The 13,700-nt window shown below is 62.6% G+C and carries 9 protein-coding genes, 1 tRNA gene and 2 pseudogenes; all 12 read right to left on the bottom strand.

Translation table 11 applies throughout. From position 1 onward, the window contains the following. Positions 1–106 precede the first annotated feature (106 nt). Positions 107–781, bottom strand: a complete 675-nt coding sequence (locus D3M70_RS14790; RefSeq protein WP_120126489.1) for a TIGR04211 family SH3 domain-containing protein — start codon at positions 779–781, stop codon at positions 107–109. Between the two features lie 439 nt (positions 782–1,220). Beyond that, positions 1,221–1,316, bottom strand: a tRNA-Sec gene (locus D3M70_RS14785). 8 nt (positions 1,317–1,324) lie between these two features. Continuing rightward, positions 1,325–3,256, bottom strand: coding sequence for a selenocysteine-specific translation elongation factor (gene selB / locus D3M70_RS14780; RefSeq protein ID WP_120126488.1), 1,932 nt, complete (start codon positions 3,254–3,256; stop codon positions 1,325–1,327). After that, positions 3,253–4,683, bottom strand: coding sequence for an L-seryl-tRNA(Sec) selenium transferase (gene selA, locus D3M70_RS14775; protein ID WP_120126487.1), 1,431 nt, complete (start codon positions 4,681–4,683; stop codon positions 3,253–3,255). Before selA ends, selB begins: the two co-directional genes overlap by 4 nt. 91 nt (positions 4,684–4,774) lie before the next feature. Beyond that, the gene (gene fdhE / locus D3M70_RS14770) at positions 4,775–5,701 is read right to left on the bottom strand and encodes a formate dehydrogenase accessory protein FdhE (RefSeq protein ID WP_120126486.1); all 927 of its coding nucleotides are present in this window, start codon (positions 5,699–5,701) and stop codon (positions 4,775–4,777) included. 4 nt (positions 5,702–5,705) lie between these two features. Next, a complete protein-coding gene (locus D3M70_RS14765; RefSeq protein ID WP_120126485.1) occupies positions 5,706–6,374 on the bottom strand; it encodes a formate dehydrogenase subunit gamma in 669 nt (222 codons plus the stop codon). Further along, entirely contained in the window at positions 6,371–7,318 is a 948-nt protein-coding gene (gene fdxH, locus D3M70_RS14760) for a formate dehydrogenase subunit beta (RefSeq protein WP_120126484.1), read from the bottom strand. The genes D3M70_RS14765 and fdxH overlap by 4 nt, the downstream gene beginning before the upstream one ends. Next, positions 7,318–9,359 (bottom strand): annotated as a pseudogene (gene fdnG, locus D3M70_RS14755) (formate dehydrogenase-N subunit alpha); the annotation flags it as partial. The pseudogene fdnG and the gene fdxH, both read right to left, overlap by 1 nt. 1 nt (position 9,360) lies before the next feature. Beyond that, positions 9,361–10,334: pseudogene (locus tag D3M70_RS33205) on the bottom strand (molybdopterin-dependent oxidoreductase); the annotation flags it as partial. A gap of 347 nt (positions 10,335–10,681) precedes the next feature. Beyond that, a complete protein-coding gene (locus tag D3M70_RS14745; protein WP_120126482.1) occupies positions 10,682–11,569 on the bottom strand; it encodes a DMT family transporter in 888 nt (295 codons plus the stop codon). Between the two features lie 306 nt (positions 11,570–11,875). Then, a complete protein-coding gene (gene pcaC / locus D3M70_RS14740) occupies positions 11,876–12,271 on the bottom strand; it encodes a 4-carboxymuconolactone decarboxylase (RefSeq protein WP_120126481.1) in 396 nt (131 codons plus the stop codon). Positions 12,272–12,300: 29 nt separating this feature from the next. Continuing rightward, positions 12,301–13,665, bottom strand: coding sequence for a 3-carboxy-cis,cis-muconate cycloisomerase (locus D3M70_RS14735; protein WP_120126480.1), 1,365 nt, complete (start codon positions 13,663–13,665; stop codon positions 12,301–12,303). Positions 13,666–13,700 lie beyond the last annotated feature (35 nt).

Genomic DNA, 13,700 nt, shown 5'->3' with positions numbered 1-13,700 from the left:
GTGCGACTGCTGCGCAGCCGATCGCCGACAAGTCGGGCTCCCACGGCCTTCGGCCAGAATCAAAAGCCACCATCCCCGCCCGCTGCCAGACGATCAAGCGGCTGATTTAAAACCAGCGGTCGTTGCGCTTGCGTCCGCGGGTCAACGCCGGGAGGATCAGACCCAACAGCAGCCCGGCCCCGGCAATGCTGCCGCCGTACACCATGTAGCGCATCAACACCTGATTGTTCTCATCCCCCAGCTTGGCCTGGGTCGAACGCAGTTCCGACTGCGCATCGGTCAACTGCGCATTGAGGTCCTTGGCGCGAGACTCCAGTTCATCTACCAGTTTCTTGCGCGAGTCGAGGGTTTCCTGCATGCCCTGGACTTTGGTCTTCCAGTCATCGTCGATGGTTTTCAGTTGCGCGCTGAGGTCAGCGACCTGCTGGGTCAGTTGCGGCAGGCGTTCAGCCTGGCCAGGGACTTCTTGCAGGTCAGCGGACGGAATCCACACGCTGTCGCCGGAATTGCCGCGCACCTGGCTGTAATCGCCCTGAGTGTTGAGCAGTTCAACCTTCTGCCCAGACTTGAGCGTGCCGACGATGCGGTAGCCATCGGTAGGGCCGCTGCGCACGTAGGTGCTGAGGGTGTCGTTGACCCAGCGCTCCTTGCCCTCGGCATGGACCTGGCTGACGAAGCCTGCGGTCAACAGGGTTCCCATCAGGCCGGCACTGAGCAAACGGCGGCGAGCGCCCGGCAACAGGGAGGATTGAAAAGTGGAAACGGTACGAGATAGGGACATGGGTGATCTTCGACAAAAATAAAAAGAAAGGCCGGATGGTCGGGCCGCATGCAATGGACTAAAAGCCTGGTCGGCAGCGACGAGCGACGCGCTGCAACTGCTGGAAAAGGCACCTGAACACGCAAGAAAACGCCACTGCAAGCCGGGGCCGCACCACCCGGCGCGCTGCGCGCACAGTGGTCAACAGACAGTGCAAACGGTGTCAGGTTCACTACAGGGAGGTTACGTTCGTCCGGTCTTTATTGGCATGGCTCGCCTGCGGTGGCGTTCTCGGAGCCCTCACCGTCGGCAACCCGGACTGCTACAGAGCAATAATGCGTCGCGGCTTGATTGTGAACGCTTTCGATTCTGTAGCAGCACGGCTTGCCGGCGGTGGCGTTTTCGCGGCCGCCCCACCGGCAAGCCGGACTGCTACAGGGCACAGTTGTGTCCTGGAAGATGGCGGAAGGCAGCCGGAGTCGAACCTGCCCGGGAACGGCTGCCGTCCCCAACCGGGTTTGAAGCCCGGCCGCGCCACCGGGCGCGATTGCCTTCCATGATTGATCAGACCGCGTTGTCAGCCTTGTGTGGCTGAGCCAGGGCGTTGTCGGGGCGGATCTGGCGTTTGTCGCCGATGCGCCGGGTCAAGCCGATACGGTCGAAAAACTCGAGAATCTGGATACTGCGCTTGCGGCCGATCCCCAACGTGTCACGAAACGCGGCCGCCCCAATCACCGGCTCAGCCGCCGACAGTTGCAACAGCATAGCCACCATTTCGCCAATTGTGGACTCCAGATAGAACAGATCGCGCACCACTTGATGCACCTGGCCGATTCGCGCCAGCTTGCGCAGCAACAGTCGCACCTCGGATTCACCCTGCCCGCACGCCGTCGCCAGATCCCGTACCCACGGCGGATCAAAGATCGCCTGCTCCATCAACGGCCGAATCTGCTCCCAGAGCGCTGTGTCCTGATCATTGAGCTTGACCTGATGATCGGGCAGATGCAGCCATGGCCCGCTGCTTGCTACGGCACCGTTGGCCAGCAGCTCGTCGATCAGCGCGATGAACGCCGGACGCTCCAGCCCCATCGCCGAGAAGCGTCGCAGGCGGTCGCGGTCCGGTCCCAACTGATCGGGTTCCTGCTCGTGAAAACGCGCCAACTGCTGCAACAAGGTCTGTTGCCGGTCCAGCCAGCGCGATTCGCTGAACAGCAACTGGCCCTGGCGGGTGGCGACGATGCGGATGTCGGGGGGCAAACGCCAGGTCGCCCGCATCCGATTGAACTGCCGTTCAAGCCGTTGCGGGTCGATCCCCGTTTCGCTGCGGGCGATCAGCGCCAGCAACGCCTGCTCCAGTGATTCGGCTTCGCGGAGAATCTGCAATTGCGCCAACCGCTCCGGACTGCGGCGCTGGCGAGACGGCGCGAACGGATCGAGCACCCGACCACCGCCCAGCGTGCGCTGTGCACTCTGATCACGCAGCACCAGCGGATCGCCGTGTACCGCGTGCACCGGGGCGTTGAGCAGCAACTGGGCGAACATACGCTTGCCCGGCGCCAGGCGGGTGTCCTCGAGCAACGCCACGCGGGCCGTGACGTCCTGCGTGCCGAGGTGCACGTGAACCGGGCTGAAATGCTCGAACGCCCTGGTTTCGCCAGGCAGCAAACGCAGGTCGATGTCGATGCGTTGCGTGGGCGCGAACAGCCATTGGGCCAGCAACCAGTCGCCGCGATGAATCTGCTCAAGGGCGAGTTTTTCCGCGCTCAGGTTCAGCGCCACACGCTGGCCGACCCAGGCTTGAGCGGCGGTCTGATTCTGCGCGTGCAGGCCGCGCACCCGCACCGGTTTTCCGGACTGGCCCAACAGCAGGGTGTCGCCGACCGTCACCTGCCCGGCCAGCGCAGTACCGGTCACGACGATCCCCGCCCCGGAAACACTGAAGGCCCGGTCGATGTCCAGCCGAAACCCGCCACGGTCGCTGCGCTCCAACACCTGGCCCTGTGCCAATAACAACGCCTGGCGCAGCTCATCGATCCCTTCGCCGGTCTGGCTGGACACTTCAAATAGCGCTGAGTTGGCGTAAGGGCCAGGCTCCAGCAGGCGGCGAACCTGGGTCCGGACCTGCTCTATCCGCGCCGACTCGACCCGGTCGCATTTGCTGATGACAACCAACACGTCCGGGATGCCGAGCAGCTCGACAATCGCCAGATGCTCGCGGGTTTGCGGCATCACGCCATCGTCGGCGGCGACCACCAGCAACACCAGATCGATGCCTTGAGCGCCGGCCAGCATGTTGTGGATGAAGCGCTCATGCCCTGGCACGTCGATGAATCCGGTGAGCGGCGCGTCAACGGCCAATGGCGCGTAGAGATAACCCAGGTCGATGGTAATGCCCCGCTCCCGCTCTTCCCGGCGACGATCTCCGGCCTGGCCGGTCAACGCCTCCAGCAGCGCGGTCTTGCCGTGGTCGATGTGCCCCGCCGTGCCGACAATCACCCCGCCGCGCCCTCCCGTTGCAGTTGGTTCAACTGGCCGACCCAACCGGGTTCGTCATCCAGTTGGCGCAGGTCCAGCCACAGCGCGTCATCGTCGATGCGCCCCAGCACCGGAATCGGCAAGTGGCGCAAACCCGCCTCCAGCGCATGCAACCGACGGCCACGCAGTTTTTTAGAGACGATCGGTCGTAAACACAGCGCAGCACTGGGAAGCCGCGCTACCGGCTGGCTGCCACTGCCGATCATGCCCAGACTCGGTTGTACCGACACGCCCCAGGTTTCACCGAGGATTTTCGCCAGCAGCGGTCGCAAGCGCTCGGCCTGGGCGAGGATTTCGCCCTGTGGTCGGGTCAGCAAACGCAAGCTGGGCAGGCGCTCGGCAAGACGGTCCGGGTCGCGATACAGTCTCAATACGGCTTCCAGTGCCGCGAGGGTCAGTTTGTCCACCCGCAATGCACGTTTGAGCGGGTTCTTCTTGATCTTCGCGATCAACGCCTTACTGCCGACGATCAGCCCGGCTTGCGGGCCGCCCAGCAATTTGTCGCCGCTGAAGGTGACGATGTCAGCGCCTTCGGCCAGGGTCTGACGCACGGTCGGCTCGGCAGGCAAACCCCAACGGGTCAGGTCCAGCAGGCTGCCGCTGCCGAGGTCTTCAAGCAGCGGCAGATCGTGCTGATGAGCGATCTGCGCCAGGGTCTGGGTCGGCACACTGGCGGTGAATCCCTGAATGCTGTAGTTGCTGGTGTGCACGCGCATGAGCAAGCCGGTGCGCGGGTTGATCGCGGCCTCGTAATCCTTGGCGTGAGTGCGGTTGGTGGTGCCGATCTCATGCAGCTTGACCCCGGCTCGGGCCATGATGTCGGGGATGCGAAAAGCGCCGCCGATCTCGATCAGCTCGCCCCTGGAAATAATCCCTTCCTTGCGTGCGCCCAGACTGTTCAACGCCAACAGCACGGCTGCGGCGTTGTTGTTGACCACGGTAACGGCTTCGGCGCCGGTGAGTTCACGGATCAGGCCTTCGATGAGGTCGTCGCGGTCGCCGCGTCTGCCGCTGTTCAGGTCGAATTCCAGATTCAGCGGATAGCGCGCAGCGGTCTGCATCGCCTCGATGGCCTCTTCGGGCAACAGCGCCCGGCCAAGGTTGGTGTGCAGCACGGTCCCGGTCAGGTTGAAGACGCGACGCACCTTGCTCTGATGCTGGATCGCCAGACGCTCAGCCGCCCTGCCCGCCAGCACTTCGCTGCTCGATTCCACGGCGCTGATCTGCCCCTGGTGGGCGGCTTCGCGCACATCGTCCAGCAACTGACGCAGAGTGGCGAGCACGGCATCGCGGCCATAGCGGTCGATCAGAGGGTGGCAGGCGGGATGACGCAACAGGCTGTCGACAGAGGGTAAACGCGCAGGGATCGAGGCGAGGTTTGCGGGCATTCATTCACTCCGATGTGGATGTAGATTTGCTTCTGGCCGAAGGCCGTGAAACGGGTATACGATCAGCCGCTATGGAGTGTAGACCGCGATTTCATTCCCCCCCAGGCGCCAGCATCAGGTTCGGCGCCAGGCGTTGAATGCCTTCAATATCCAGGCGCATGTCCAGCATCAGGCTTGCCAAATCCGCGGACAGGGCCTCGGCTTCTGCATCGCACTCCAGATAGATCTGCTTGAGGTAGGTGTTGCACCCCGGGCAGACTTCGGCGCGCAGCGGCGCCTTGTCCACCGCGACGCGATCATCATCAAGGCTCACGTATTTCAAGCCCTTGCTCTGCTCGCAATACACGCACTTGACCCGCACCACATGCCATTCGCAGGCACATAACGAACAGACCAGATAGCGCAGGCCGTTGTACTTGCCGCGATGGCGGATCACCCCGGCCATGGCCGGCGATCCACAGGCCGGGCACTGGCTCAGGCTGTCGCCGGGTTTGAGATCGTGAACCGGCATCTTGAGCAGCCATTGACTCCAGGCCGCCTGCAACGCCGCGCCCATAAACGGCACCACCGCTGCCGGCAAACCGGCGTACTGACCGCTGAGCAGCGAGATAGCCCAGGCCTTGCGCTGCCCTTCGCCCGCGTCGCGCAGTTGACGCAAGGCCAGTTGAACCTCAACCTGCCCAGCCGGTTGATAGCGCTCCAGTAATGCCACCAGATACCCCTGCCAATGCATCTCGCGCACCAGACTGTCGGCGGCCAGCGGCGGCAGACCATGTTGCCGGCACTGTTCCAGACGCTCGCGGTCCAGTGCCCAGTCGCTGGGCGGGTGATCCAGCAGGTCCTGCTGCACCCGGCACAGCCCGGCGATCAGTCGCAGATAATCGGCCAACGGGTGGCCGTTGGCGAGCTGTTCGAGCCGCTCGGCGCGCAAGGCGAACAGACTGGATGGCGGAAGGTAGAGAAACGGCGGCGAACTGGCCGCCGCTTCGATTTGCCCAGGTTCGAGAATCTGACTCAATGGCTCATCCTTTCTTCGTGATGCGGGGCGGCGGCGCGTCCTTGTCGACGATCTGGCGATACCACAGCGCATGATGCTTCTTCGCCCAGCGGCGGCTGACCCAGCCATGCAACATCGCCCCCACCGAGCCCTTGATCCAGATTCCGGCATAGATGTGCACGATGATGCTGACGATCAGCACGAACCCCGCCAGCGCATGAACCAACGCACCGAGGCGAATCACGGTGATGCCGAAATATTCGCTGAAGTAAGCGCGCCAGATGACCAGCCCGCTCAGCAACAGCCCCAGCATGCACAGCAGCAAGGTCCAGAACAACAGCTTCTGACCAGGGTTGTACTTGCCGATCGGTGGCACACCCTCCTCGGAATTGACCATCACCCGGTCGATGCGCTTGAGCCATAGCCGATCGTTGGGAATGAACAGGTTGGCGCGCCAGAAGCGGATCACCAGACCGACGAAAAACACGAACATCGCCACGCCCATGAACGGATGCAGGATTCGGGTCCACGGCCCGCCGCCGAACAGGTTGGTCAACCAGAACATCGCCGGGTGGAACAGCGCCAGGCCCGACAGCCCGGCCATGAAGAACAGAATCGCCACCAGCCAGTGGTTGGTCCGTTCGTTGGCGTTGTAACGCAGGATGGTCTTGCCGGGTTCACGGTTTTCGCTCATGGCCGTTGCTCCCCTTCAGGTCCCGTGCTTTTCGGGTCGTAGACGTGTACCGCCGGATCCACCTCGTGCACGGCAGGATCGGGCGCCGGGTCATGCTCGTCTTCTTCACGCTGCGGACCGATGCGCACGTAGTGGAAGAATCCGGCGAGCACCGCGACCCCCATCGCCAGCAGCCCCAAGGGTTTGCTGACGCCTTTCCACAGCCCTACCAGGGGGCTGATTTCCGGGTTTTGCGGCAGACCGGCGTACAGTTTCGGATCGTCGGCGTGGTGCAGCACGTACATCACGTGGGTACCACCGACGCCGGCCGGGTCATACAGCCCGGCGTTTTCGAAGCCACGAGATTTGAGATCGACCACCCGCTCGGCCGCGTGCACCTTCATGTCTTCCTTGGTGCCGAAGACGATGGCGCCAGTGGGGCAGGTTTTCACACAGGCCGGTTCCAGCCCCACGGCCACGCGATCCGAGCAAAGAGTACATTTGTACGCCTTGTGGTCTTTCTGCGAGATACGGGGGATGTCGAACGGGCAACCGGTGATGCAATAGCCGCAGCCGATGCAGTGGTCCTGGTTGAAATCGACGATGCCGTTGGCGTGCTTGATGATCGCACCCGGGCTCGGGCACGCTTTCAGACACCCCGGATCGGCGCAATGCATGCAGCCGTCTTTGCGGATCAGCCATTCCAGGTTGTTGTCGGCGGTTTCGTGCTCGGTGAAGCGCATCAGCGTCCAGGTTTCGGCGCTCAGGTCCTGGGGGTTGTCGTAGGTGCCGTGGTTGTGGCCCACCTCGTCGCGCAACTCGTTCCATTCCGAGCACGCCACCTGACAGGCCTTGCAACCGATGCACTTGGTGGTGTCGATCAGCTTGGCCACTTCTTCCAATTGTCTGACCGACGAGGGCACCGTGGTGGTAGCGGAACGCGCAATTACGTCTTGTATGGCCATCAGATTTTCTCCACGTTCACCAGGAACGACTTGGATTCCGGTGTCTGGGAATTGCCGTCGCCAAGGAACGGCACCAGGGTGTTGGCCAGGTAGCCGTTGCGCGTCGTCCCGGTGAACCCCCAGTGGATCGGGATGCCGATCTGATGCACGACCTGATTGTTCACCTGCAACGGACGGATCCGTTTGGTCACCACCGCGACCGCCTCGATGAAGCCACGCTTGCTGCTGACCCTGACGCGATCACCGGCCACGATGCCCTTCTCTTTGGCCAGCGCTTCGCCGATCTCGACGAACTGCTCGGGTTGCGCAATGGCGTTGAGGCGGCAGTGCTTGCTCCAGTAGTGGAAGTGCTCGGTGAGGCGGTAACTGGTCCCGGCGTAGGGGAAGTCCTTGGCCACGCCCAGCGAATCCCATACCGAATCGAAGATGCGCCCGGCCGGGTTGCTGGTCGCCTGCTTGTTGGTCGGGTGCAACGGGTTGATGCCGATGGGCGTCTCGAACGGCTCGTAGTGCTCCGGGAATGGCCCTTCGTTCATCTTGTCCACGGCGAAGAAGCGCGCCACGCCCTCGGGGTTCATGATGAACGGGTTCATCCCCGCTTCCGGCGCGGAGGTGACGACGAAGTCCGGAACGTCGGTGCCGGTCCAGGCTTTGCCGTTCCACCAGATCAGGCGTTTCTTCGGATCCCAGGGCTGGCCTTGCGGGTCGGCGGAGGCACGGTTGTAGAGAATCCGCCGATTGCTCGGCCACGCCCAGGCCCAGCCCTGATGCTGGTGCATGTTGTAAGGATCACTGTTGTCGCGACGGGCCATCTGGTTGCCCGCTTCGGTCCAGCTGCCGCAGAAGATCCAGCACCCGGACGCGGTGCTGCCGTCATCCTTGAGCTGAGAGAAGCCGGTCAGTTGCGCGCCGCCCTTGATCGCCGCGCCCAACGGATCGGTGAAGTCCATGGTCGCTGCACCGTTGATCTCCTTGGCGATCTCTTCCGGCGAAGGTTCTTCCGGCACCTTGTACGGCCAGCTCAGTTTCAGCAGCGGATCCGGGAACGCCCCGCCCTGCTCCTGATAACGCTTGCGCAGGCGCAGGAACAGCTCGCTCATGATGCGAATGTCGGTGATCGCCTCCCCAGGACCGTCGGCACCCTTGAAGTGCCATTGCAGCCAGCGACTGCTGTTGACCAGCGAGCCGTCCTCCTCGGCGAAGCAGGTGGTGGGCAAGCGAATGACTTCGGTCTGGATGTTTTCCGTCACCACGTCGTTGTACGGCCCGACCTTTTGCCAGAACTCCGAGGTTTCGGTGGCCAGCGGGTCCATCACCACCAGCCATTTGAGCTTGGCGAGCGCCTTCATCACGCGGTTCTTGTCCGGCAAGGCGGCAATCGGGTTGAAGCCCTGGCAGACGTAACCGTTGACCTTGCCCTGGCCCATCATGTCGAACATCTTGAGGATGTCGTAGTTGGGGATGTCCAGCTTCGGCAGCCAGTCGTAGGCCCATTTGTTCTCGGCCGTGGCATTGGCGCCGTACCAGGACTTCATCAGGCTGACGTGGAATTTGCTGTAGTTCTGCCAGTAGGAAAGCTGACCGGGACGCAGGGGTTTCTGCGTGCGTTTGGTGATGTAGGCGTCGTAATCCTGCTCACTGTCGGAAGCCAGGGTCAGGTAACCCGGCAGCGCGTTGGACAACAGCCCAAGGTCAGTCAGCCCCTGAATGTTGGAGTGACCGCGCAAGGCGTTGACCCCGCCCCCCGGCATGCCGACGTTACCCAGCAGCAGTTGCACCATCGCCGCGCTGCGAATGATTTGCGCGCCAATGGAGTGCTGCGTCCAGCCCAGCGCATAGAGAATCGTCATGGTCTTGCCCGGTGCCGAGCAGGTGGCGATTTCTTCCCACACTTTCATCATCTGCGCTTGCGGCATGCCGCAGGTCAGACTGGCAATTTCCGGGGTATAGCGGCTGTAATGCTGCTTCATCAACTGATAGACGCAGCGCGGGTCCTGCAACGTCGGATCAACCTTGACGAAGCCGTCCTCACCCAGCTCGTNCTGAAAATGCCGTCTTCGAAACCATAGCCGGCTTTGACGATGAAGGACACGTCGGTGTAGTTGCGCACGTAGTCGTGCTGGATCTTGTCGTTGCTGATCAGGTAATTGATCAGGCCGCCCATGAAAGCGATGTCGCTGCCGGTGCGAATCGGCGCGTAATAGTCGGCCACAGAGGCAGTCCGCGTGAAACGTGGGTCGACCACGATCAAACGCGCCTGATTGTGCGCCTTGGCTTCGGTCACCCATTTGAAACCGCATGGGTGTGCTTCTGCTGCGTTGCCGCCCATCACCAGGATCAGATTCGCGTTGGCGATATCGGTCCAGGTGTTGGTCATGGCTCCACGGCCGTACGTCGGGGCAAGACTTGCCACCGTCGGGCCATGTCAGACACGTGCCTGGTTATCGAACCCCAGCATGCCGGTTGCGCGAATGACCTTGTGGGTCATGTAGCCCGCTTCGTTGGAAGCCGCCGAGGCTGCGAGAAAGCCCGTGGTCAGCCAACGGTTGACGGTCTGGCCCTTGTCGTTCTTCTCGATGAAGTTGGCGTCGCGGTCGGCTTTCATCAGGTCCGCCACGCGATCCAGCGCTTCGTCCCAGGAGATTCGGGTCCATTCGTTGCTGCCGGGTTTGCGCATCTGCGGGTATTTCAGCCGGCCGGGGCTGTGGATGAAGTCCAGAAGGCCTGCGCCTTTGGGGCACAGGGTGCCGCGGTTGACCGGGTGGTCGGCGTCGCCTTCGATGTGGATGATGTTCTGCGCCACGTTCTTGGCCGCATCGCCCTGGCTGTACATGATCAAGCCGCAGCCCACCGAGCAGTAGGGGCAGGTGTTGCGGGTTTCATGGGTGTGGGCGAGCTTGAAGTGGCGTATCTGCTCGGCGAAAGCGGGCGTGGGCGCCATGCCCAACGCCGCCAGGCTCGAGCCTCCAAGGCCGATTGCGGCGACCTTGAAGAACTGCCGACGGTTGAGGTCCATCGTGCACTCCTGATCAGGGGAATGTTTGCGGTACGTTGCCGCAAGGATTTTTCGATCACGGTGCCGGCGCGGTTGCGCTGACCTCTGAAACTCTAGTCCAGATTGGCGGGGGTGCCATGAAAATGTCGCTTGGGACGGGCTAGCGCCAGACCTGTCTGGCCTGTAGGGCCTGCGTACTGACACGCTTCTGCGCGGAGGGCGTGGGAGGTCAGCTTGCTGAGGTGCGGTCTGTCTCATCCTGCAAGGTGTCTGATTTTACTGCCGCTTCGAAGCAGATCGTCGGCAAGCCAACTCCCACGCCCTCCGGGCAGATGCAAATACGCGCCCAAGATTGAAGTCGATCAGCATCAGCCCCCTACCCGCCGCTGCTGCCAGGCCGCTGCCAGCCCACTCAGGCAGATGATCGCGATTCCCGCCTGTGCCGTCAGCGAAGGCGCGTGGTTGAACACGATAAAACCCCAGAGACCGGCAAACACGATCTGGCAATACCCGAAAGGCGCCAGCAACGCCGGCGCGGCGAAGCGAAACGCCTGGGTCAGCATCAAATGCGCAACCATTCCGCAGGTCCCCAGCGCCAGCATGAACGGAATGTGCTGCCACTGCGGCGACTGCCAGAAGAACGGCACAATCGCGCTCATCAACAGGCTGTTGAATAACCCCGCAAAAAAGTTGCTCGTGGTCGGGCTGTCATGGGCCGCCACCAGTCGCGTCAACAGTTGATAACAGGCAAAGCACAACGCCGAACCCAGCGGCAGCAACACCGCTGGCGTGAACAACTCCCCGCCCGGATGGACAATCACCATCACTCCGCCGAACCCCACCAGCACGGCAATCCACTGGCCGCGGCTAACCTTCTCCTTGAGCAGCGGCACCGACAACGCCGTCACCAGCAACGGCGCGAGGAAGTTGACCGCCGTGGCCTCGGCGATCGGAATGAACATCAACCCGCTGGTGAACAACAGGCTGGTCCCCAACAGGCAGATGGCCCGCAACGCCTGCAATCCGGGGCGTTTGGTGCGCAGCACTCGCAAACCCGCCGACGGCATGAAGATGCACGCCATCAAACCGGTGTGCACGACATAGCGCACCCAGACCACCATCATGATCGGGTAGATGCCGGAAAGGTATTTGGACAAGGTGTCGTGGCTGGAAAACAGGAAGGTCGCGAGGAGGATCAGTGCGATCCCCTTGAGTGGCTGGTTGACGCCGGAGAGCGGCGTGCTGGTGGTACTCATCAGCTTTCCTTTGGTATTGCGTGGAGGCTCCGTTGCTTCTGCGAGCACTGGTCGACAGGGAAAGAATATAGAAGAGGTCGTCAGATCACCAAACAAACATGAAACATTCCGTTGTTTTTGTGAATCTTCGGTCAGACCTTTCCCAAGCGCCCAGCAAGCGGGCCACGACCCAGCGATGCCGTGTGCTTGCCAACGCGACCATCTGTTCTTATAGCCGTACGGCTTGCCGGCGGTGGCGTCCCGGAAATCGCTACCGCCGGCAAACGGAACGCCGCCCGGCCGATGGCTACAGGAATTCGATGCCAGTCACTCCTCCAGTGACTCCACCCCCAGCTCGTTCCACACGTGCTCTGCCAGATGAAACGTTGCATTGGCCGCCGGAATGCCGCAATAGATCGCGCTCTGCATCAGCACTTCCTTGATCTCGTCGCGGGTCACGCCGTTGTTCTTCGCGGCACGCAAGTGCAGCGTGAGTTCACCCTCGCGGTTCATGCCGATCAGCATGGCGATGGTGATCAGGCTACGAGTGTGGCGCGGCAGTCCTGGGCGGGTCCAGATGTCACCCCAGGCGTGGCGCGTGATCATTTCCTGAAACTCGCCGTTGAATGGCGTGAGCTTTTCCAGGCTGCGGTCGACATGGGCATCGCCCAGCACTTCGCGGCGCACTTTCATGCCCGCGTCGTAACGTTGTTTCTCGTCCATTTTTCGGTCCAGTCAAGTTATTCGAAGCGCTATCGGAGATTGAATGCCTGATGGTCGGCAACTGCGCGCTTGACCCAGCGCTTCGATTGCCCCAGGTAATGCGCGGGGTTGAGCAGGTTATCCAGCGCCTGCGCCGACAACTGCTCAGCGACCTGAGGTTCGGCGCCCAGCACCTCGCGCAGATGCTTGCCCTGCTCCACCGCGCGGCGGCAGCATTGCTCGATCAGGTGATGCGCGGCATCGCGTCCCATGCGTTGGGCCAGTGCGATGCTCACGGCTTCGGCGAGCACCAGCCCGTGGGTGAGGTCCAGGTTCTGCAACATCCGCTCGGCGTCGACTTCAAGTCCCGGAATCACCGCCAGTGCCTGTTGCAGCGAGCCGGACACCACGCAGCACAGTTCCGGCAGTGTTTCCCACTCGGCGTGCCACAGCCCCAGGCTGCGTTCGTGCTCCTGGGGCATCGCGGTGAGCATCGTCGCCACCAGCCCCGGCGCTCGGGTCGCCGCGGCGATCATCACCGCGGCCCCCACCGGATTGCGCTTGTGAGGCATGGTCGAGGAACCGCCCTTGCCCGCTGCCGCAGGCTCGAACACCTCGCCCGCTTCCGTCTGCATCATCAGGCTGATGTCGCGGCCGATCTTGCCCAGACTCCCGGCGACCAGCCCGAGAAAACCGGCGAGTTCCGCCAGCCGGTCGCGCTGGGTGTGCCAGGGCTGGTCAGGCAAGCCGAGTTTCAGCTCCCCGGCCAGCGCTTCGGCGACCGGAAACGCCATCTCGCCCAACGCCGCCAGACTGCCGGAAGCGCCGCCGAACTGCAGGCACAACAGACGCGGCTTGAGCTCCTTGAGGCGTTGACGATGGCGAGTGATCGACCCCAGCCAACCGGCGATTTTCGCGCCCAGGGTGATGGGCGTCGCCTGTTGCAGCCAGGTGCGGCCTGACATCGGCACCCCCGCATGTCGCTGGGCCTGCTGCGCCAGCGTGTCGGCGAGGTTCGCCAGATCTTGCTCCAGCAGACCGACCGCGCTGCGCAGTTGCAACACCAGGCCCGTGTCCATTACATCCTGACTGGTGGCGCCCATGTGCACATAGCGCTCGGCGGTTTCGCTGCGCGTGGCGATCTGCTTGCCCAGTGCCTTGACCAGCGGAATCGCCGAGTTGCCGGCATTGCCGATGGCGATCGACAGTTCGTCGAAGTCATACAGCGAGGCATCGCAGGCAGCGACGATGTCGTTCACCACCTCTGCCGGAATGGCGCCAATCGACGCTTCGGCGCGGGCGAGCGCCGCTTCGAAGTCCAGCATGCCCTGAACCCGTCCCTGATCCGAAAAGATCAGGCGCATCGGTTCCTGGGTGAAATATCGGTCGAATAATTGATTGCCGGGTCTGTTCAACGTACTGCTCCTGACGGCTCGTCCATACAGTGGTC

Origin of the sequence: Pseudomonas sp. LS-2 (assembly GCF_003605735.1) — a bacterium.
Classification (GTDB): Bacteria; Pseudomonadota; Gammaproteobacteria; order Pseudomonadales; family Pseudomonadaceae; genus Aquipseudomonas.
This window is presented reverse-complemented; position numbering and strand designations above follow the sequence as displayed.

What these genes read in the sequence shown, in the direction of transcription:
- D3M70_RS14790 (WP_120126489.1), bottom strand. Translation starts at nt 781, where the DNA reads ATGTCCCTATCTCGTACCGTTTCCACTTTTCAATCCTCCCTGTTGCCG.
- selA (WP_120126487.1), bottom strand. Translation starts at nt 4,683, where the DNA reads ATGCCCGCAAACCTCGCCTCGATCCCTGCGCGTTTACCCTCTGTCGAC.
- D3M70_RS14765 (WP_120126485.1), bottom strand. Translation starts at nt 6,374, where the DNA reads ATGAGCGAAAACCGTGAACCCGGCAAGACCATCCTGCGTTACAACGCC.
- fdxH (WP_120126484.1), bottom strand. Translation starts at nt 7,318, where the DNA reads ATGGCCATACAAGACGTAATTGCGCGTTCCGCTACCACCACGGTGCCC.
- D3M70_RS14745 (WP_120126482.1), bottom strand. Translation starts at nt 11,569, where the DNA reads ATGAGTACCACCAGCACGCCGCTCTCCGGCGTCAACCAGCCACTCAAG.
- pcaC (WP_120126481.1), bottom strand. Translation starts at nt 12,271, where the DNA reads ATGGACGAGAAACAACGTTACGACGCGGGCATGAAAGTGCGCCGCGAA.